This window comes from Brevibacterium oceani (assembly GCF_017948325.1).
In the GTDB taxonomy this organism is placed as follows: domain Bacteria; phylum Actinomycetota; class Actinomycetes; order Actinomycetales; family Brevibacteriaceae; genus Brevibacterium; species Brevibacterium oceani.
This window is the reverse complement of sequence record NZ_CP072846.1, coordinates 1811215-1831120: the sequence shown is the minus strand read 5'-3', so window position 1 is coordinate 1831120 and position 19906 is coordinate 1811215. Positions and strand designations below refer to the sequence as shown.

General features: G+C 64.6%; 16 protein-coding genes. 4 read left to right on the top strand and 12 right to left on the bottom strand.

Translation table 11 applies throughout. The annotated features are described in order from the left end of the window. Nucleotides 1-9: 9 nt before the first annotated feature. The 6 genes from J9314_RS08070 to J9314_RS08045 form a co-directional block, all read right to left on the bottom strand. Complete coding sequence (locus J9314_RS08070; RefSeq protein WP_210605262.1) at nucleotides 10-1380, bottom strand: PIG-L family deacetylase; 1371 nt, start codon at nucleotides 1378-1380, stop codon at nucleotides 10-12. 39 nt (nucleotides 1381-1419) lie between these two features. Then, nucleotides 1420-3330: a translational GTPase TypA gene (typA, locus tag J9314_RS08065; RefSeq protein ID WP_210605261.1), complete on the bottom strand. Its 1911-nt coding sequence runs from the start codon at nucleotides 3328-3330 to the stop codon at nucleotides 1420-1422. Nucleotides 3331-3435: 105 nt separating this feature from the next. Next, on the bottom strand, nucleotides 3436-5358 hold the full coding sequence (locus J9314_RS08060) for an ABC transporter ATP-binding protein (RefSeq protein ID WP_181275380.1): 1923 nt from the start codon (nucleotides 5356-5358) through the stop codon (nucleotides 3436-3438). Then, on the bottom strand, nucleotides 5358-6389 hold the full coding sequence (locus tag J9314_RS08055) for an ABC transporter permease (RefSeq protein WP_181275381.1): 1032 nt from the start codon (nucleotides 6387-6389) through the stop codon (nucleotides 5358-5360). Before J9314_RS08055 ends, J9314_RS08060 begins: the two co-directional genes overlap by 1 nt. After that, the gene (locus J9314_RS08050; protein ID WP_210605260.1) at nucleotides 6386-7930 is read right to left on the bottom strand and encodes an ABC transporter permease; all 1545 of its coding nucleotides are present in this window, start codon (nucleotides 7928-7930) and stop codon (nucleotides 6386-6388) included. The genes J9314_RS08055 and J9314_RS08050 overlap by 4 nt, the downstream gene beginning before the upstream one ends. A 103-nt stretch (nucleotides 7931-8033) precedes the next feature. After that, on the bottom strand, nucleotides 8034-9839 hold the full coding sequence (locus J9314_RS08045; protein ID WP_210605259.1) for an ABC transporter family substrate-binding protein: 1806 nt from the start codon (nucleotides 9837-9839) through the stop codon (nucleotides 8034-8036). Between the two features lie 310 nt (nucleotides 9840-10149). Between J9314_RS08045 and J9314_RS08040 the strand changes: the two genes are divergently transcribed. Continuing rightward, nucleotides 10150-10689: a hypothetical protein gene (locus tag J9314_RS08040; protein ID WP_246490678.1), complete on the top strand. Its 540-nt coding sequence runs from the start codon at nucleotides 10150-10152 to the stop codon at nucleotides 10687-10689. A 3-nt stretch (nucleotides 10690-10692) separates the two neighbouring features. Here the strand turns inward: J9314_RS08040 and J9314_RS08035 are convergent, their stop codons facing one another. From J9314_RS08035 to J9314_RS08020, 4 genes are all read right to left on the bottom strand, one after another. Then, nucleotides 10693-11346 carry an MBL fold metallo-hydrolase gene (locus tag J9314_RS08035; RefSeq protein ID WP_210605258.1) on the bottom strand — a complete coding sequence of 218 codons (654 nt, stop codon included), beginning with the start codon at nucleotides 11344-11346 and terminating at the stop codon, nucleotides 10693-10695. Between the two features lie 52 nt (nucleotides 11347-11398). Beyond that, on the bottom strand, nucleotides 11399-12469 hold the full coding sequence (locus J9314_RS08030; protein ID WP_210605257.1) for an NADH:flavin oxidoreductase/NADH oxidase: 1071 nt from the start codon (nucleotides 12467-12469) through the stop codon (nucleotides 11399-11401). A 145-nt stretch (nucleotides 12470-12614) separates the two neighbouring features. Continuing rightward, on the bottom strand, nucleotides 12615-13415 hold the full coding sequence (locus J9314_RS08025) for an alpha/beta fold hydrolase (RefSeq protein WP_210605256.1): 801 nt from the start codon (nucleotides 13413-13415) through the stop codon (nucleotides 12615-12617). 23 nt (nucleotides 13416-13438) lie between these two features. Continuing rightward, nucleotides 13439-14080, bottom strand: a complete 642-nt coding sequence (locus tag J9314_RS08020) for a thymidine kinase (RefSeq protein ID WP_210605255.1) — start codon at nucleotides 14078-14080, stop codon at nucleotides 13439-13441. A gap of 249 nt (nucleotides 14081-14329) precedes the next feature. Between J9314_RS08020 and J9314_RS08015 the strand changes: the two genes are divergently transcribed. From J9314_RS08015 to J9314_RS08005, 3 genes are all read left to right on the top strand, one after another. After that, nucleotides 14330-16558, top strand: coding sequence for an NADP-dependent isocitrate dehydrogenase (locus J9314_RS08015; protein WP_210605254.1), 2229 nt, complete (start codon nucleotides 14330-14332; stop codon nucleotides 16556-16558). Between the two features lie 122 nt (nucleotides 16559-16680). Further along, a complete protein-coding gene (locus tag J9314_RS08010; RefSeq protein WP_210605253.1) occupies nucleotides 16681-17151 on the top strand; it encodes a LapA family protein in 471 nt (156 codons plus the stop codon). Between the two features lie 3 nt (nucleotides 17152-17154). Continuing rightward, nucleotides 17155-17799: a 4'-phosphopantetheinyl transferase family protein gene (locus J9314_RS08005; RefSeq protein ID WP_210605252.1), complete on the top strand. Its 645-nt coding sequence runs from the start codon at nucleotides 17155-17157 to the stop codon at nucleotides 17797-17799. Nucleotides 17800-18013: 214 nt separating this feature from the next. Here J9314_RS08005 and J9314_RS08000 read toward each other — a convergent pair whose 3' ends face one another. Both J9314_RS08000 and J9314_RS07995 read right to left on the bottom strand, forming a co-directional pair. Next, nucleotides 18014-18400, bottom strand: coding sequence for a hypothetical protein (locus J9314_RS08000; protein ID WP_210605251.1), 387 nt, complete (start codon nucleotides 18398-18400; stop codon nucleotides 18014-18016). Next, nucleotides 18397-19782, bottom strand: a complete 1386-nt coding sequence (locus J9314_RS07995; RefSeq protein WP_210605250.1) for an aminotransferase-like domain-containing protein — start codon at nucleotides 19780-19782, stop codon at nucleotides 18397-18399. Before J9314_RS07995 ends, J9314_RS08000 begins: the two co-directional genes overlap by 4 nt. Between the last annotated feature and the right edge of the window lie 124 nt (nucleotides 19783-19906).

Sequence of the window (19906 nt, the reverse complement as noted above, 5' to 3'; positions counted from 1 at the left end):
CGGATGAGTCTAACGAGTCCGATCCTCGCGGTGCACGTCGGTGACGGGACGCACCTTGATGAAGGAGAACACGGCGGCCAGAATCATCGGTCCCAGCAGCCATGCCACCGAGCGCAGCATGCCGGTGACGATCATGTCCGCACCCGGAAGCCAGTTCGGCTGCCCGAACACGTAGGACATCACAGCGATGACGACGGCGGCGAGCAGCATCGGTGAGCTGGACCGATACATCGTCTTCAGGTGCCACAGACCGGCGGCGGCCAACAGCAGCGAGAGTGCGAGCCCCCAGGGCAGGATGACAGGAGTCTCGCCGAGGTGGGCGACCGTGACGTTGAGATGCTGCATGGCACCGAGGAACGCGATGAGCAGTCCCAGGACCGCGGCGTGCAGGTACGCGAAGACGCCGGGCCGCCTCGGCGACCGATCCCGTCGCAGCGGAGCGGCAGCTGCGGCCCGGTCCTGCCCAGCCGGATCCGTTCCGGCGTGCTCCTGCGCGTCGATGGCACCGAGATCGAGTCCGGTGAGGACATGCCCGGCCGGACCGTCATGCAAGGCGTCGTCCGGAACGTCGGTTCCGGCTCCGACGGAGAAGTATTCGCAGTCGCCGATCCGCTGACCGACGCCGTTCGAGAGTGCGAAGAAGTCGCCGGACACGCTCACCTGGGTCCGGTGTGCCACAAGCGCCGCACGCTTGGCGGGCAGCTGCGGAGTCACGTCCTGGCCGATGACGATGCGACCGACCGGGGGTTTGGCCGGGATCGTCGACGCCGGTGCGAACCCGGTTGCGGCGAATCCGGCCTGGTCGGGGTCGAAGGCGGCGCGGGCCACCTCGGCGGGCGTGTCGACATAGAGCAGTCGACCCGTGCGCCATTCGGCGAGGTCGACCGCGGCGGTGGTGGCCTCATGGACGCGCACATGATCGGGATGACCGTATCCGCCGTTGCCGGCGTAGGTGATCACGGCATGCGGCTCGAAGGCGTCGATGACCGCAGCGACGTGCCTGGCCACGGTGCTCAAGTCCGTCGCGCAGAGGGCATCGGCGGTCATGGACCGGGCGGGGCGGGCGTGGCCGTCCGGGCCCCACTCCATACCCGAATCCTCGAAGGTCCGGGTGGTCCCGCCGAGAAAGGCATGCAGGCGCACTCCGAGGGCACGCATCGCCTCGGCGATCTCCTGTTCGCGGACGCGCGCCAATCCCTGCCGGTCGCCCTCGAGGTGCCCCAGTTCGGCGGGAATGACCTCTCCGCCCTCACCGCGGGTGGCGGTGAGCACCATGACCTCGGCCCCCTCGGACACCAGCGCGGCGATCGTGCCTCCTGTCGTGATCGTCTCATCGTCGGGATGAGCGTGCACGAAGAGGACGCGTGGCGTGACTGACATGGAATCCTGGGGGCTCGAGGTCATTCGGCGGAGTGCGATTCAGGCGTTCTGCCGGCGCAGCTTGGCGTAGAGCTTCGCCCGCTCCTTCTGGTCGAGTTCGACCTTGCGGATGCGCACGACGGTCGGGGTCACCTCGACGCATTCGTCCTCACGGGCGAATTCGAGGCTCTCCTCGAGGGTGAGCTTCCGCGGAGGGGTGAGGTTCTCGAAGGAGTCCGCCGATGCCGAACGCATGTTCGTCAGCTTCTTCTCCTTCGTGATGTTGACGTCCATGTCGTCGGCGCGAGAGTTCTCGCCGACGATCTGACCCTCGTAGACCTCGGAGGTCGGCTCGACGAAGAAGGTTCCCCGGTCCTGCAGGTTGATCATCGCGTACGGTGTCACAGCTCCCGGGCGGTCGGCCACGAGGGAACCGTTGATCCGGAACTCGATGTTGCCCGCCCACGGACGGTACCCAGCCGAGAACGAGTTCGAGATGCCGGTGCCGCGGGTCTCGGTGAGGAACCGGGTGCGGAAGCCGATGAGGCCGCGGGCGGGGACCGTGAATTCCATCCGGACCCAGCCGGTTCCGTGGTTCGTCATGGTCGACATGACGCCCTTGCGGCTGGCCATGAGCTGGGTGACGGCGCCGAGGTAGTCCTCCGGAACGTCGATCGTGAGCTCTTCGAACGGCTCATGGAGCTGACCGTCGATCTGCTTGGTCACGACCTGAGGTTTGCCGACGGTGAGCTCGAATCCCTCACGGCGCATCTGCTCGACGAGGATGGCCAGAGCCAGCTCTCCGCGGCCCTGCACCTCCCACGCATCAGGACGCTCGGTCGGGAGCACCTTGAGCGACACGTTGCCGACGAGTTCCTGGTCGAGGCGGTCCTTGACCATGCGGGCGGTGACCTTGGTGCCCTTCTCGCGTCCGGCCAGCGGCGAGGTGTTGATGCCGATGGTCATGGAGATCGCCGGATCGTCGATGACGATCGCGGGCATCGGTTTCGGGTTGCTGATGTCGGTGAGCGTGTCACCGATCATGATGTCCGGGATGCCGGCCACGGCGACGATGTCGCCGGCCGAGGCCTCGGTGGCGGGAACACGGTCGAGCCCTTGGGTTTCGAGGAGTTCGGTGATCTTGACAGAGCTGATGTCGTCCCCGCGGGCCCATGCGACCTGCTGGCCCTTCTTCAGCGTTCCGCCGAAGATGCGCAGCAGCGCGAGACGACCGAGGAAGGGCGAGGCGTCGAGGTTGGTCACATGCGCCTGCAGGATGCCGTCGGAGTTGATCTCCGGAGCCGGGATCGTCTCGAGGATGGTCTTGAACAGCGGCTCGAGGTCGGGGTTGTCCGGCACGTCTCCGTCGGCGGGCTGTTCGAGGGAGGCGGCTCCGGCCTTCGCGGCGGCGTAGACGACGGGAACTTCGAGAACGGAGTCGACGTCGAGATCGGGGACTTCGTCCGCGAGGTCGGAGGCCAGGCCCAGGAGCAGATCCTGCGACTCCTCGACGACGCCGTCGATGCGGGCGTCGGCGCGGTCGGTCTTGTTGATCACGAGGATGACCGGAAGCTTCGCGGCCAGCGCCTTGCGCAGCACGAAACGGGTCTGCGGGAGCGGTCCTTCGGAGGCATCGACGAGGAGGACGACGCCATCGACCATCGACAGTCCGCGTTCGACCTCACCGCCGAAGTCGGCGTGGCCGGGAGTGTCGATGACGTTGATGACGATGGGTTCATCGCCGGCCGAGGGACCGTTGTAGAGCACCGAGGTGTTCTTCGCGAGAATGGTGATGCCCTTCTCGCGTTCGAGGTCGCCGGAGTCCATGACGCGTTCAGCAAAATCGCCGTGTTCGCTGAACACACCGGTCTGGCGGAGCATGGCGTCGACGAGGGTCGTCTTGCCATGGTCGACGTGGGCGACGATTGCTACGTTGCGACGGTTCTCCCGACGCGTGATGGCTTCAGTCATCAAAAACCTTTTGAGATAGAGAGATCGGTCCAGCCCGGACCCAACAGACAATTATACGGCCACCCGCACACTCTCGTGTGCAGGTGGCCGTGTAGGTGAGCGAACTCAGGCGTTCATCGTGGCTTCGAGGACGGCATCCCTGGCCTCCCGACGCTTGCGCTGCTCCTTGGGATCCGGAACCGGAACCGCCGACAGCAGGCGCTGTGTGTAGGGGTGAACGGGATTCGACACGACCTGCGAGGACTTGCCGATCTCGACGAGGTATCCGTGACGCATCACCGCAATGCGTTCGGCGATGCGCTCGACGACAGCGAGGTCATGGCTGATGAACAGGCAGGCGAACCCGTAGTCCTTCTGCAGTCCCTCGAACAGATCGAGGACCTTCGCCTGCACGGACACGTCGAGCGCCGAGGTCGGCTCATCGGCGATGAGCAGCTTCGGCCGCAGGGTCAGCGCGCGGGCGATGCCGATGCGCTGCCGCTGCCCGCCCGAGAGCTCATGCGGGTACCTGTTGCGCATCGACGTCGGCAGCTCGACCGCGGTCAGCAGCTCCTCGACCCGCTTGCTCAGCGCCGGTCCCTTCATCTTCTCGTGGAGATAGAGCGGTTCGCCGATGGACTCACCGACGGGCAGACGCGGATTGAGCGAGGAACCGGGATCCTGGAACACGATGCCGACCTCCTTGCGCAGAGGACGCATCTGCTTGTTGCTCAGACCCTTGATGCTCGTGCCGTTGACGACCATGTCGCCTTCGACTGTGGGCAGCAGACCGAGCGCGGCACGCCCGATCGTCGTCTTGCCCGAACCGGACTCGCCGACCAGACCCACGACCTCACCAGGAGCGATCATGAGGTTGATGTGGTGGGCGGCGCGGAAGGCCTTCTTCCGCCCCGACGCCGGATATTCGATCGCGGCATCCCGCAGCTGCAGTGCAGACGGCTTCGAGAAGTCCGCCTGCGAACCGGGATGGTAGTACGTGTCCGTCGAATCCATCTCGATCTCGGGACGCTCCGTCTCGCTCGCCTGCGCACGGGCCTCGGCCAGCGCCATGTCCGCCTCCGCGGCCATCGAGATTCCGTCCGTGCCGGCACCGGCATCCGACAGACCCACCGGATCCGAGGCATGATCGGCCTGATCGCTTCCGATATCGCTCAGCGATGCTTCGACATCGTCGAGGGTGGTGCCGAACGCCTCCCCCTCAGCGCCGGCGCCGAGGTGGGGCACCGCGTCGAGGAGCTGCTTCGTGTACGGGTGCTGCGGCTGATAGAAGATCTCCTCCGCCGTTCCAGCTTCGACGACCTTGCCCGCCCGCATGACGATGATGCGATCGGCCATATCGGCCACCACGCCCATGTCGTGGGTGATGAGGATGATGCCGGCGTCGAGCTTCGACTTCAGCTCACGCATGAGCTTGAGGATCTCGGCCTGCACCGTCACATCGAGTGCCGTGGTCGGTTCGTCGGCGATGAGCAGCTTCGGCTGACAGGCGAGGGCCTGCGCGATCATGATGCGCTGACGCTGACCGCCCGAGAGCTGGTGCGGGAACGAGTGGAACCGATCCTCAGGGTCCGGGATCTCGACGAGGCGCATGAGCTCGAGAGCTCGCTCTTTGGCCTCGTTGGGTCCGATGTCGAGGTGGACGCGCAGCGTCTCGACGATCTGGTAGCCGGCGGTGTAGACCGGGTTGAGGGCGGTCATCGGCTCCTGGAAGATCACGGAGATCTCATTGCCGCGCACGTTCTGCATCTTCTCCGGAGGCATCCCGATGAGCTCACGGCCGCTGAGCTTCGCCGATCCCGTGGCGCGACCGTTGCTCGGCAGGAGTCCGAGCAGGGACATGCTCGACTGCGACTTCCCGGAGCCGGATTCGCCGACGATTGCCAGAACCTCGCCGGCGTTGACCGTGTAGTCGAGGTGTTCGGCGGCCATCCACCATTCGTCGCTGACCCAGAACTGGACGCCGAGGTCCTTGACCTCGAGGATCGGGGACCCTTTCTTCGGCTGGGTATCCGCTGTCTTCTCAGCCATCACTTCGCCCCTTTCTGCGCCATGCGCTCGGCTTTCTTCATCTTCCTCCAGCTCGGGATGGTCTTCATCCGCGGGTCGAACGCATCACGCAGACCGTCGCCGATGAAGTTCACGCACAGAGCGATGACGATGATGAACAGACCGGGCCACCAGAACAGCCACGGACGAGTGGCGAAAGAGGTCTGGTACTCACTGATGAGCTGGCCCAACGAGATGCCGGGCGGCTTGATGCCGAAGCCGAGGTACGACAGCGAGGCCTCGAGCACGATCGCCTGGCTCATGATCAGCGTCGTGTTGACGATGATCACGCCCATGGCGTTGGGCAGCATGTGCTTGAACATGATCCGGAAGTCACTGGCTCCGGCCACGCGGGCCGAGTCGACGAACTCACGTTCGCGCAGAGACATGAAGTCACCGCGGACGAGGCGGGCGAGGCCGACCCAGAGGATGCAGCCGAGAGCCACACCGAGCAGCGGGCCGTTCGCTCCGCCGACGAGGACGCCGAGGATCGAACCGACGACGATGACCGGGAGGATGACGAAGCCGTCGGTGATGCGCATGAGCACCGAATCGACCCAACCGCGGTAGTAGCCGGCGAGGGCTCCGACGATCGTGCCGATGATGAGACACACGATGCCGATGACGAACATGACGATCAGCGAGATCTGTGTCCCCTTCATCACTCGGGCGAAGTTGTCGCGCCCGATCTCGTCCTGTCCGAACGGATGGTCACCGGGAGAGAAGATGTTCGACAGCGACCAGGTCGGTGCGCCGCCGGGGTTGACCACGGGGCCCGAGGCGGTGTGGGTGAACTTCCACCACCCGGGCACAGCGCCGAAGCCCTGGGCGCTGAAGGCGAAGATCGCCACCAGCACGAGGACGACGATGCTGATCATCGCGCCTTTGTGGCGGAGGAACTTGCGCAGGACGATCTTGCCCTGCGACAGGCCTTCGGTTTCCTTCGACTCGATCGCATTGTCCCCGACTTCGTCGAGCGCGAGAGCGTTCTGATTGTCGTTGTTGGTACTCATGCATTCACTCGGATTCTCGGGTCGAGGACGGCGTAGAGGAAGTCCGCGACCAGGTTGGCGATGATGGCGAGCAGACCCGTGATCAGGATGTAGGCCATGACGGGATCGAGCTCGGCCTGTCTCAGCGAGTCGATGAAGAGCTTGCCCATGCCGTTCCAGCCGAAGATCGTCTCAGTGATCACGGCGCCGCCGATCATCGTGATGATGTCGACGGGAACGACCGAGGCCAGCGGCAGCAGCGCATTGCGCAGCGCGTGCCGCATGATCACCGTGCGCTCGTTGAGACCTTTGGCTCGTGCCGTGCGGATGTAGTCCTGTCCCATCACTTCGAGCATCGAACCGCGCGTGTAACGGGTATACGAGGCGAATGAGATGAGGACGAGGGCGATCGACGGCAGCAGCAGGTGCGTGAACGAGTCGAGGTTCGTGATCCAGAAGTCGCCGTCGATGTTCGGTGCCGAGGCACCGATCGTGGCGATCGGACGATTGTTGATAGCCGGATCGTCCGAATACTCCTGCCATCCCTGCAGCACCCGGTCGGCGAAGATGAGGACGGCGATGATGATGGCGGTGAAGCTCGTCGTGCGTGCGGTGTCCCACGGGTCAGGCCCGCGGAAGGCGAGCCCGACGCCGATGGCGATCGCAACGGCGATGATGAGGAGGCCGAACATCCACAGCCAGTTCATTCCGACGTAGTAGAAGAGGTTCTGCAGAGGCCAGTAGAGGAGCGCACCGATGACCACCGTGGCCAGCGAGGCATAGAGCACGCGACGGTTCTTCAGACCGGTCGACAGAAATGTCATGACGATGGCCGCGCCGGCTCCGATGACGATGACGCCGACGAGACCGATGCTCGGGTGCTGCATCCAGCCGCTGGCGAGAATGTAGTAGACCGTGGCAAAGGTGATGAGCGTGGCGGCCGCAAAACTGATGAGGCGTCGCTTCCCGCTGCCGCCGAGAGCCCCCATCCAGAACAGGCCCATCGCCACACAGGCGATGATGATCGGCCACCAGGAGTCGAGCGTCGGATCATTGATGAAGTTGTTGATGTCGATCGCACCATACTGCTTGAGCAGCACCGCCACCCAGAAGACCGGCAGCGAGTAGAGGAGGAACGAGACGAAGGTGATGAAGTAGTCGAAGCCCGAGTACTGGCGGATCGCCGAGATCATTCCGACGGCGATGCCGAGGATGATGGCCACGATCGTCGAAGCGGTGATGAGCTTGATCGTGTTGACGATCGCGCCCTGGAGCTGGTCGGTGACTTCCTGACCGGACTTCCAGGCGATGCCGAAGTCACACTGGCCGATGGCGCATCCGCCCACACCGGCCAACCACTTGAAGTAGCGGACGACCGCAGGAGTGTCGAGGTCGAGGAGTCGGCGACGCGACTCGTAGAGGGCCTCGATGTTCGGAGAGGTGCTCGCCCGCAGATCCCAGAAGAAGTCGAGGGCGACGTTGAGCAGCAGGTAGAGGACGAAGGTGACGACGAGGAGCACGAGTGCCGTCGACAGCAGTCGTCGGAGGATGAATCTGATCATAATGGGGTTCCGTTTCAATCTTCCGAAAACGCCGCTGTGGGGATCACACAGTGATCCCCACAGTAGGCTTGGGTGGAGAAGAACCGATCGCGTCAGTCGCGGATCAGTTGACTTCCCACTCCCAGTAGTTCCAGAACATCGTCGGCGACACAGCAGTCGACTTCACGTTCTTGACGCTGTCACGATAGATCGTCAGTTCGGGGAACTGGAAGATCGGAGCGCCGAAGGCGTCCTCGCTCAGCTGCTTCTCCATGTCGATGAGCAGATCCTGTTGCTGGTCCTCCTTGGACACGAGCAGCTTGTCGAGGATCTTGTTCATCTTCTTGTTCGAGTAGCCGCCGTAGTTGTTCTGAGCACCGGTGCGGAAGTTCGCATCGTTCTCCGTCACTCCGGTGCCCTCGGACTGCCAGCCGAACAGCGAGACGTCGTAGGTGCCGTCACCGAGGCGGGTGCCCCAGTTGACGTCACCGACGTCCTTGATCTTGAAGCCGGCCTTCTCGGCCGATTCCTTGATCAGCTGGAACTCCTGCTGACGACGCGAGTTCGTGTTGTCGTACATGACGCGGACCGTCGGAGCGTCGGCACCAGCTTCCTTGAGCAGCTTCTTCGCTTCGTCGATGTCGACCTTGGTCGCATCGGCAACACCGTTCTCCTTCGTGATCGCGTCATACATCGGCGAACCGGGGACCTGCGAATAGGAATCGCGGGTGACGGCCTTGTCGTTGAGAGGCTTGATGATCTTGTCGACGATGTCTTCGCGCGGGAGAGTCTTGAGGAAGGCCTGGCGGACCTTCTTCGCCTTCTCTTCGTCACCGCCGTTCGCCTCGGGATCGAAGGGACCCTTGTTGTCGAACGTGAAGTCGACGTGCTCATAGGTGGCGCCGTCCGCGGCATCGACGTTGACTCCGTCGAGCTTTTCGGCAGCGGAGAGGACGTCGGCGGTCGCCTGCGGCTGGGTCATATCGACCTCGCCGTTCTCGATCGCCTGGATCATGGCCATCGGATCGCCGTTGTAGCGGACCGTGACGGTCTTGACCTTCGGCTTGACCGGTCCGGTGTACTTGTCGTCGAGTTCGAGGGTGACGTACTGACCCTCTTCGAACTTCGTCATCTTGTACGGGCCGTTGTGGACGAGCAGGTCCTCGTCGTCCGGCATCGAGGTGAAATCGAACCCGGTGTTCCAGGTGTTCGAGATCTTCGAGAGCTTCTCGGTGTCCTTGTCCTTGATGGCATCGAGGATCGCCTGCTTGCCCTTTTCGGCATCGTCGATGCCCAGGGCCTTCTTCGCCACGATGTGAGCGGGCAGACCGACGCCGTCGGCCCCGGTGCCGAATTCGGTCTGCCAGTCGGCGTAGGGCTTCGAGTACTCGAGCGTGATCTCTTTGCCGTCGTCGGAGATCTCCGGGAACTTCTTCACCAGAGCCGAACCGGCGGTCGAGGAGTCGAAGTAGACGGTCTTCGCGTCGTTCTTCTTCACCGATCCGTCATCTTTGTTGTTCGATTCGACGGTGTTGAAGTTCGCCGAGGTGCCTGCCCAGGTCAGGGCGAGGTCCGCTGCGTCGACGGGGGTGCCGTCGGACCACTTGGCATCGTCATTGAAGGTGTACTTGACCTTCAGGGGATCTTCCGAGACCTGCTCGACCTTGCCGAGGGCTCCGTCCTGGACCTCGAGGTCACCGTCGTAGTACCCGAAGTTGTCATTCATCATGTAGGTGAGAATGGCGTTCGAGGTCGCATTGCCGTTCGCGGTCAGAGTGTTCATCGAACGGAAGGATTCGTTCCATCCGATGTTGACGGCAGTGTCCTTCGATGAGTCACTGTCGTCGCCTCCGCCAGGGGGTGTGCAGGCGGTGAGCACCATAGCGGCTGCGGCAACTGAGGCGCCGGCCGCGAGGAAGCGCTTTTTCACGTTCTCTCCTTGTTGTCTTAGGGCGAGTCACCCTCGTACGTGCGCCCCAAAGCCGGGGTGCATTCCGATCACAGAATCCGGGACAGGACAATCCGATCCGGATATGATCGCGTTCATGCTTTTCACATGGATTGCCTCAAAGTTAATTCACTCCCGACTGTGACTGAGTCCACATAATGAGCATTCTCGGCAATCGTTACCGTTTCGAGACCGAGGAAACATGCAAGAAATCTCAAGTCTCAGTGGATAGGATGTTCAGGTGGTTAACAGTGAGATGGATCGCAATTCAGTGGGTCGTCAGCCGACTTTCGTGAGGACGACGAGCTCGACGGTGCTGTTCGTCATCGTCGGCGGGCTCTGCGCCGTCGGAGTCGCCTCGATCGCGATCGGCGACTTCACGATGCGCGGACTCGCCATCGCCGGGATCCCCATCGCCGTCGGCGCCCTCGTCTACGTGCTCTACAGGTACCCGCGGGTCGAGCTCCACCACCGGCAGCTCGTCCTCGTCAATCCGCTCCGGACCGTGACCGTCCCGTGGAATCTCGTCGACGGCTTCGACACGCACTTCGGCCTCGGAGTGCGCACGCATGAGAAGACCTTCTCCTCCTGGCCGTTGGCCGGCAAGGGGAAGAAGTGGGAGAAGGACGAGCACGACATGCGCCGACTCGTGGACGATCCGAATCCGGCCGTCGACACCGTCCTCGACCGCTACGCCGGTCTCAGCGACGACGAATTGGCCAACCCCGGCGGGAAGCGGACGATTCAGCGGGAGTGGAACCTCGGCATCATCGTCGCAGGTCTGCTCGCCCTCGCGTGGGCTGTGCTCGGCATCGCGGCCCTGCCGAGCTGATCATCACCAGCCGCGTTCGCGCCACTCCCCCAGCTTCGGCCGCTCCTCGCCCACTGTCGTCGAGGCACCGTGGCCCGGCAGCACCAGCGTGTCATCGGGCAGCTCTGTGAAGACCCGTTCCTCGAGATCGTCCATGAGCGAGGTGAAGTCCTCACTCGACCAGGTCTTGCCGGGTCCGCCCGGGAACAGTGAATCTCCGGAGAACAGGATCGTCCTGCCCCCGTCGCGCAGCAGCAGCGCGATCGATCCCAGGGTGTGCCCGCGCAGCCCGATCGCCTGCAGGACGAAGCCGCCGAAGTCTCCGACGTCGAGGTGGTCAACCGAATGTGCGATCTCCACGCCTTCGGCTTCAGCGATGGCGGCCGCGTCGTCGGCTCCGGCGATCGTCATCGCCTCCGGATACTTCGCCGAGGCTGCCGGCAGGGCGCGGATGTGATCCCAGTGCTGGTGGGTGGTGATGATCGCCCGCAGCTGCGGCTGCGCCTCGGTGTCCGCGGCTCCGGCGGTGACGAGGTCGCTGATCGCGTCGATGTCGTCGGCGGCGTCGATGAGCACCTGCGATCCGGTCTCCTTGGCCGTGATCAGGTAGACGTTGTTCTCCATCTCGGACACTGCGACTGAGCGGATGACGACGTGTTCGGTCTCGATCGTGTTCATTTCCGTACTCCTCTTCTCATTGTGGTCTGACACTTCGCTGTGGGCTGACGCTTCACCAGGCTCCGCGCGTGTATTGGGGCGGATAGGGGCCGGGCTCGACACCGAGGATGTGGGCAGCCTTCTGCGGCCACGAGGGTTCGCGCAGCGCGGCGCGGGCCATGAAGATCGCATCGGCCTGGCCGGTGCTCAGGATCGTCTCGGCCTGCTGCGGGTCGGTGATGAGTCCGACGGCACCGGTCGGCACGCCCTCAGCATGCACCGCAGCGGCCAGGGACACCTGGTAGCCGGGGCCGATGGGGATCCGCACGGGGTAGTTGCCGCCGGAGGAGACGTCGATGAGGTCGACACCTGCCTCGGACAGACCGCGGGAGACCTCGGTCGCCTCGGCGATGTCGAAACCGCCCTCGTGCCATTCGCTGGCCGAGATGCGCACGAAGACGGGAATCTCCTCGCCGACCTCGGCGCGGACGGCCCCGTAGACCTCGTTGAGCATGCGGGAACGCCCGGCGAGGTCCCCGCCGTAGTCGTCGGTGCGCTGGTTCGACAGCGGTGAGAGGAAGGAGTGCAGAAGATAGCCGTGGGCGGCGTGGATCTCGACGAGGTCGAACCCGGCGTCGATCGCACGGCGCGCGGCCGCGGCGAAGGCGGCGACCACCTCGGCGATGTCCTCACGCGTCATCTCCGTCGGTTCGGCCAGCTGCGGGTAGGCGATCGGACTGGCACCAAGCGTCGGCCAGCCACCATCGGATTCGGGGACACTGCCCTTGGGCTCACCGGTGAAGGGACGGTAGGTGCTCGCTTTGCGCCCGGCGTGGGCGAGCTGGACGCCGATGACGCTGCCCTGGGAATGGACGAAGTCGACGACGGCCGACCACGATTCGGCCTGTTCGTCATTCCAGATCCCCGCGTCCTGAGGAGAGATGCGCCCTTCGGGGACGACGGCGGACGCCTCCGTGAGGATGAGTCCGAACCCGCCCTGCGCTCTGGCACCGAGGTGGACGAGATGCCACGGACCGGGCATGCCGTCCTCGGCCTCGCAGGAGTACAGGCACATCGGGGCCACCCAGATGCGGTTGGGGATCTCCGTGCCGCGCAGAGTGAGCGGTTCGAACAGCTGAGTCATGGCTCAAGTCTGCCAGTTCGCGACCAGGTCAGACAGTGTCCGACACATTCCGGACCGAGTTCGCGGCTGCGGGTCCGCTGCGACGCTGGCCGGGAGTGCGTGGGCGTGCCCCCGACCTCGTCGGCGCATTCCGTCAGTCATCGTCTCAGTCGAGTTCGGTGACCTCGCCGAGTCCGCTGCAGAACTCGCTGACGTGGTCGACGACGATGTCGGGGTGTTCGACCATCGGCAGGTGTGCAGAGTCGGGAACCGTGACGAAACGTGCACCCTCGACCTGGTCGGCCATCGCCGACATCGCCTCCGGGGTGCAGCCGGGATCCTGTGCTCCGGCGAGGAACAGGGTCGGCGTCGTGATCGCCTGCAGCGATCCGCTCACGTCGTAGCTCTTGAGCGCCGAGGCGGCTGCGATGTAGGCCTCATCGTCGAGCAGTGCCAGGTCGGTGAGCACGAGGTGACCGGTCGCGATGTCTTCGGCGAGGAATCCTGCTGCGAACCAGCGGTCGGCGGTGTCGTCGACGATTCCGCGGGTGCCGTCGGCGCGCACCTGTTCGATGCGCTCGTCCCAGGACTCCGGGGTGCCGAACTTCTCAGCCGTCGCACAGACGATGAGTCCGGTGAGGGACTCGGAGTGGTTGAGTGCCAGCGTGAGTCCGATGCCGCCGGAGATCGAGACCCCGCAGTAGGCGAAGGTCTCCACTCCGATGTCCGACAGGGACTCGACGAGACCGGAAGCGAGCTCGTCGATCGTCACCGGCGCGGCCGCCTCGGCGAGGGAATCGTCTGCCGGGAGGGTGTGCCCGGGCAGATCGGACAGGTAGATCTGGAAGTCGTCGGTCAGCCGCGCGGCCACCGAGGACCACAGGGACATCCGCGTGCCCAGCGCATTGCCGAAGACGAGGACGGGAGAACCGGGATTGTCGTTGAAGGCACGGATGGCGATGCGCATATCAGGCTCCTCGGCAGGGGTGGTCAGGAGTCTTCCGTGATCAGCCTACCGCCGGAGAAGTCGAGATAACAGCGGGGACACAGTGACTCATAGGTCACCGCGTTGCCGTCGATGGCGACCTGATCACCGTCGAAGATGAACTCACCGTCGACGAGGCGGCCGTTGAACATCGCCTTCCGACCGCAGCGGCAGATCGTCTTGAGCTCTTCGAGGGTGTGCGCGATCTCGAGCAGGCGGGCTGAACCGGGGAATGCGCGCGTCTGGAAGTCCGTGCGGATTCCGTAGCACATCACCGGCACCGAGGCGTAGGTGGCGATGCGCATGAGCGAATCCACCTGAGCCGGGGTGAGGAACTGCGCTTCGTCGATGAGCAGGCATGCGACGGGGGTCTTCGGCGCGTCGATCGATTCGAGCAGAGCGTCGTGATCGACGTAGTCGGCGTGTTCGGCGTAGATCGTCTCCACATCGCCGTCCTCGGGGATGAGGAAGTCGACCTCACGGGTGACGCCGAGGCGGGAGACGATCTCCGAGGCGCCCTTCGTGTCGATGACCGGCTTGGCCAGCAGGACCCGCTGTCCGCGCTCCTCGTAGTTGAAGGCGGCCTGGAGCAGAGCGGTCGACTTGCCTGAGTTCATCGCCCCGTAGCGGAAGTAGAGCTTGGCCACTGTCGTCCTCTTTCTGTTGTCCGTGCCGACACAGAAGACTACCGGGTGGCACGATGACTGGGCGCCGTGGGGCGTGGACCGGTGCTCGCACGGTGGCAGACGTGCGGCGGGGCGGCTGTGAGAACCGTCGCAGGAGTGAGCACAGTCGCAGGTGTGAGCACAGTCATCGGCCCGCGACGACTACCGAAATGGTCCGGAAGGTAAGATGTCTGTGACAAACCCCAAGACGATGCGGAGTAGTCCATCACTATGGCTAAAATCATTTACACGCGCACGGATGAAGCGCCGCTTCTGGCGACATACTCGCTCAAACCGATCATCGAAGCCTTCGCCACCTCGGCCGGCGTCGAGGTCGAGACGCGAGACATCTCTCTTGCCGCGCGCGTGCTGGCGCAGTTCAGTGACCGTCTCCCCGAAGATCAGCAGGTCGGCGACGCCCTGGCCGAACTGGGCGCCCTCGCCCAGACTCCGGACGCGAACATCATCAAACTGCCCAACATCTCGGCTTCCGTCCCGCAGCTCAAGGCCACCATCTCCGAGCTGCAGGGCCAGGGCTACGATCTGCCGGACTACCCGGAAGAGCCTGCCACGGATGAGGAGAAGGACGTCCGCGCCCGCTACGACAAGGTCAAGGGTTCGGCCGTCAACCCGGTTCTGCGCGAAGGCAACTCCGACCGTCGCGCTCCGGAGGCGGTGAAGAACTTCGCCAAGGCCCACCCGCATTCGATGGGCGAATGGTCCGCTGACTCGAAGACCGAGGTCGCGACCATGGGCTCGGACGACTTCCGCGACAACGAGAAGTCGGTCATCATCGACGGCGACGATACGCTGTCAATCCGCCTGCGCACCGCTGCCGGCGAAACCGTCGTGCTCAAGGAATCGCTGCCGGTCCTCGACGGTGAGATCATCGACTCGACGAAGATGAACGTCGCCGCCCTCGACGAATTCGTCAAGGAGCAGATCGCCCGCGCCAAGGAGACCGGCGTCCTCTTCTCCGTCCACCTCAAGGCGACGATGATGAAGGTCTCCGACCCGATCCTCTTCGGGAAGGTCATCGAGGCCTTCTTCCCTGCCGTCTTCGCTGAGTATGGTGACGTCCTCGCCGAGGCGGGACTGACCTCCGACAACGGACTGGCCGCCATCCTGGGCGGACTCGACGCCCTGCCTGCCGACGCCGCAGCCGGCATCAAGGCCGGAATCGAGAAGGGCCTGGCCGAGGGACCCGACCTGGCCATGGTCAACTCCGACAAGGGCATCACGAACCTCCACGTGCCCTCCGACGTCATCGTCGACGCATCCATGCCCGCGATGATCCGCGTCGGTGGAAAGATGTGGAACAAGGACGATGCGACCCAGGACACCCTGGCCGTCATCCCCGACTCCTCGTACGCCGGGGTCTACCAGACCGTCATCGAGGACTGCAAGGCCAACGGCGCCTTCGACCCGACGACCATGGGCACCGTGCCCAATGTCGGTCTCATGGCGCAGAAGGCCGAGGAGTACGGCAGCCACGACAAGACGTTCGAGATCACCGAGGCCGGTGTCGTCGAGGTCGTCGATTCCGCCGGTGAGGTGCTCATGAACCACGAGGTCGCCGCCGGTGACATCTGGCGCGCCTGCCAGACCAAGGACATCCCGGTCCGTGACTGGGTCAAGCTCGCCGTCACCCGCGCCCGCCTGTCGGACACCCCGGCCGTGTTCTGGCTGGATGAGACCCGCGCACACGACAACAACATCCGCACGAAGGTCGAGGAGTACCTCAAGGATCACGACACCGAGGGCCTCGACATCCGGATCATGAACCCCGTCGACGCGACCCAGTTCTCGATCGACCGGATCCGCGAGGGCAAGGACACCATCTCGGTGACCGGCAATGTGCTCCGCGACTACAACACCGACCTGTTCCCGATCCTCGAACTGGGCACCTCGGCGAAGATGCTCTCCGTCGTCCCGCTCATCGCCGGCGGAGGACTCTTCGAAACCGGCGCCGGTGGTTCGGCTCCCAAGCACGTCCAGCAGCTCGTCGAGGAGAACCACCTGCGTTGGGACTCCCTCGGTGAGTTCCTCGCCCTGGCCGAATCGTTCCGTCACGAGTTCAACGTCCACGGCAACGAGCGTGCCGGCGTGCTGGCCGACACCCTCGACGCCGCCACGGGCCGGTTCCTCGAGGAGAACAAGTCGCCCTCGCGCAAGGTCGGTCAGATCGACAACCGCGGCAGCCACTTCTACCTCACCCTCTACTGGGCGGAGGAACTGGCGAAGCAGACCTCCGACGAGGCCCTCGCCGAGGCCATCGCACCGGTGGCGAAGGCTTTGACCGAGAATGAGGAGACCATCGCGAATGAACTCCTCGAGGTGCAGGGCAGCCCCGTCGACCTCGGCGGGTACTACTACCCGAACGATGAGAAGGTGAACGCGGCGATGCGTCCGTCGGCCACGCTCAACGACATCATCTCCTCCCTGAGCAAGACCGTCTGATCTCCTGATCGACATCGCTGATCTCCTGATCGGCATCATGTGAGAAGTGTCCCGGCAACGGTTTGCGAACACTTGCCTCACACCCCGACTCATGCGCCCCATCAGCAGTTATGATGGGGCGCATGAGTACTCAAGACCCCCGCGGCGAATCGCAGACGCCCGAAGAGCTCCTGGCCGAGACCGACTCCGTGCTCGGGGACGAGACTCCCGCTCAGGCCGACCACGGTGCTGGTGACACCCGTGAGATCTCCCCACACGAGCAGTCGCAGACACCTGCCGGACACCCCGACGAACGGACCCAGCCTCAGACCGGAGAGCTGCCGTCGACGAAGGCCGGCCCCGGCATGTCGGCAGGCATGTGGGTCTCCCTCATCCTCGGCGCGGTCATCGTCGTCCTGCTCCTCATCTTCATTCTCCAGAACAACGTGCCCGCGGAGTTCGAGTACTTCGGCTGGCAGTTCGAGCTGCCGCTGGGCGTGGCCATGCTCTTCGCCGCGATCGGCGGCATCCTCATCGCCGGAATCATCGGTTCGGTGAGGATCTTCGTCCTCAACCGCAAGCTGAAGAAGATCCACAAGGCGCTGGGCCGCTGATCGATGCCGTTCCACTCCAGCTTCACCCAGCTGCCGACCGATCTTCCCGCTGCCCTCGTCCTCGCCGACACCGCCGCGTCTGCCGCATGGACGCGTGAGGACGACTCCGTGCTCACCGAGCAGGAACGCAACTATGCGAAGGAATTCGACGCCGAGGCGGCCGCCACCTGGACGGCCGGTCGTGTCGTCCTCCGCCACGTCCTCGGCGCTCATCTCGATCGGGATCCGGCCGGGATCGAGATCCGTCTCGATTCGGCGGGCAAACCTCGTGTGGATGACTGCGAGTTCTCCGTCAGCCGGGCCCGGCGCCTCGTACTCGTGGCCGTATCCGAGGATCCGGTGGGCATCGATGTCGAGGCCGTGCCCGAACATGCTGTGGCGGCCGAGGCGATGCAGCTGCTCCATACCAAGGAGCGCGCCGAGCTCGAGGCACTTCCCGCCGACGACCTCGCGGCCGGTTTCGTCCGTGTGTGGGCGCGCACCGAGGCGTTCCTCAAGGCACTGAGCACCGGCCTGGCGAGGGATCCGGGAATGGACTACATCGGCACCGGCGAGCAGCCGGACTCACCGCACCCGGACGTCGACATCCACGACCTCGACGAAGGAATCCCCGCAGGCTACACCGCCGCGATCGCCTTCAACCGCTGAGGGCGACGGGAGCCCTGAGCTTTTCAGCGCCGGCGTCAACGTCCGAGTCGGCTTTTCGTCGGCACCCTCCGGCCCAATGTCGGCGTCGTTCAAGAGTCCCAGCGGCAGCCGACCCTCGTTCAAGGCGGCGCGCTTCTGTCGAAAGGTGCACGGTTCCACAGACGCGGCCCGCCTTGAACGAGCCGATTTCAGCACCGACCGCTCAAGCGCGTCGTCACTGATCGTTCTCCTCGTCGCCGAAGTCCGGGCCGTTTGCTCCGGTCGTGAAGACGACCGCGAGGAACAGCGAAGCCAGCCCCGTGTATCCGAACCAGACAAAGCCGCCGGCGACGTTCCCGGCGAAAGCGAGTACGATGCCGACAATCGTCGCGATGATCCACAGGATGTCGAAGATCGCCAGGTGTCTGACGTAGCGTCTCTCCCCCTTGCGCACTCCGAATGAGACCTCCGTGGCCGCGCTGAGGAAGAGCAGTACGGCAGCGGTGATGACGAGCCACCTCGGCGAGAGGAAGAACTCCTCGAGTGCGGGCATGAACACCACGAGTGCCACGGCGACAAGCAGTTTGAATACGCCGTCGGCAACGAAACCGGACCTCATCATGACTCGATCCTACTCAACAGGGACTGCACGACTGTCAGTGCGTTCCGCAGCACCTCTGCCTCGACATTCGAGTGGGCGATGACCAGTCCGTGGCGGGCCTCATCCCCGCCGGTCCAACCGCGGGCCAGCGAAGCGACGAGGATACCGCGATCGGCGAGTCGGCGCAGCAGCCTCGCGGCCTCGTCACGGCTCGTCTCGATCACGAGGGTGCGCCCCTCGTGGACGAGTCCGGGGATCTCGCCGACCTCGGCGACGATCTTTTCGGCCACTCTGAGGCGACGGCGTCCACGAGAGATCCGCCGACGCAGTCCCCCGGATCCCAGGTACGAACCGATGGCCATCTGCAGGATCGGTGAGTACGCCGGGCCCAGTGCTGTGCGCATCTCCACGAGGCGGTCGGCGATCTCGCCGTGGCTGATCAGGTATCCCGTCGACACCGACGAGGTCAGCAGGGTCGAGAACGTGCCGATATGGACGACCTGCGCATCGCTTCCTGCCGAGGAGGCGAGGTCGTACAGCGTCGGCAGCACGGTGCGGGTGAAGCGCGCCTCGCTGTCGTAATCGTCCTCGACGAGGATGATGTCGTGCTCAGCTGCCCAGTCCAGGAGACGGACCCGTTGGTCGACCGGCATCGGTGTGCCGTGCGGGAACTGATGATTCGGGGTCACGACAGCAGCTCCCACCCCGGTCGGGGCCGGGGCTCCTTCGGCGACGTCGAGCGGGACGAGATCGTGGTCGGCCATTGCCTGCCGCAGTCCCGGGAAGCCGGGATTCTCCACGGCGATCGCCCCATTCACGCCGATGCCCAGCAGCAGCCTCAGACCATCGCGGGAACCACTGGTGAGGATGATCTCGTCGGGATCGACAGTCATCCCGCGGGCCAGCCGCAGATACTCAGCGATGGCCCACCGGGCACCAGGCTGGCCCACGGGGTCGATCGGTCCGGGATCGAGGTCGAGCGAATCCCGCCACGCCCGCCTGAAGGCAGGTTCACGCAGCGGATCGTCGCCGCCGAAACCCGGACGCAGGTCGACATAGCTGCGCAGACGCCGCCTCGGCGACGTGGAAATACGGGGTCTGGAATGCGGTGACCGTGCCGCGGCAGGCAGGTCCGGATTCACCCGGGTCGCAGAGCGTTCGGCTCCGACGAGAAAGCCTTCGACGCCGAGTTGAGCGTACGCGGTTTCGACGCTGCCACGGGAGACGCCGAGGTGGCCCGCCAGGCGACGAGTCGACGGAACCGCATCACCGGGGCGCAGGGCTCCGTCGGCGATGAGGGTTCGCAGGCCCTGACCGATCTGATCGGGCAGGGGCGTCGCCTCGCGGCGGTCGACGCTCAGCGGCAGGGCGATGCCTTCGGCTTGGTCAGTGTGCGCTCCCATGTCACGATGATAGGTCCGTCGGCTCCGTCTGGCCTAAAATTATGGTTCTCTGCTGGCCCTCTATTTGAGCCACATATCGTTCTAGGCTGTGAGGGAACGGCCGTTCACCCCTGTAATCATCCGA

Excerpts from the sequence above, each read along its gene's own strand:
- J9314_RS08005 (WP_210605252.1), top strand. The coding sequence starts at position 17,155 with ATGCCGTTCCACTCCAGCTTCACCCAGCTGCCGACCGATCTTCCCGCT.
- J9314_RS08015 (WP_210605254.1), top strand. The coding sequence starts at position 14,330 with ATGGCTAAAATCATTTACACGCGCACGGATGAAGCGCCGCTTCTGGCG.
- J9314_RS08070 (WP_210605262.1), bottom strand. The coding sequence starts at position 1,380 with ATGTCAGTCACGCCACGCGTCCTCTTCGTGCACGCTCATCCCGACGAT.
- J9314_RS07995 (WP_210605250.1), bottom strand. The coding sequence starts at position 19,782 with ATGGGAGCGCACACTGACCAAGCCGAAGGCATCGCCCTGCCGCTGAGC.
- J9314_RS08060 (WP_181275380.1), bottom strand. The coding sequence starts at position 5,358 with ATGGCTGAGAAGACAGCGGATACCCAGCCGAAGAAAGGGTCCCCGATC.
- J9314_RS08035 (WP_210605258.1), bottom strand. The coding sequence starts at position 11,346 with ATGAACACGATCGAGACCGAACACGTCGTCATCCGCTCAGTCGCAGTG.
- J9314_RS08050 (WP_210605260.1), bottom strand. The coding sequence starts at position 7,930 with ATGATCAGATTCATCCTCCGACGACTGCTGTCGACGGCACTCGTGCTC.
- J9314_RS08010 (WP_210605253.1), top strand. The coding sequence starts at position 16,681 with ATGAGTACTCAAGACCCCCGCGGCGAATCGCAGACGCCCGAAGAGCTC.
- typA (WP_210605261.1), bottom strand. The coding sequence starts at position 3,330 with ATGACTGAAGCCATCACGCGTCGGGAGAACCGTCGCAACGTAGCAATC.
- J9314_RS08055 (WP_181275381.1), bottom strand. The coding sequence starts at position 6,389 with ATGAGTACCAACAACGACAATCAGAACGCTCTCGCGCTCGACGAAGTC.
- J9314_RS08030 (WP_210605257.1), bottom strand. The coding sequence starts at position 12,469 with ATGACTCAGCTGTTCGAACCGCTCACTCTGCGCGGCACGGAGATCCCC.
- J9314_RS08025 (WP_210605256.1), bottom strand. The coding sequence starts at position 13,415 with ATGCGCATCGCCATCCGTGCCTTCAACGACAATCCCGGTTCTCCCGTC.
- J9314_RS08000 (WP_210605251.1), bottom strand. The coding sequence starts at position 18,400 with ATGATGAGGTCCGGTTTCGTTGCCGACGGCGTATTCAAACTGCTTGTC.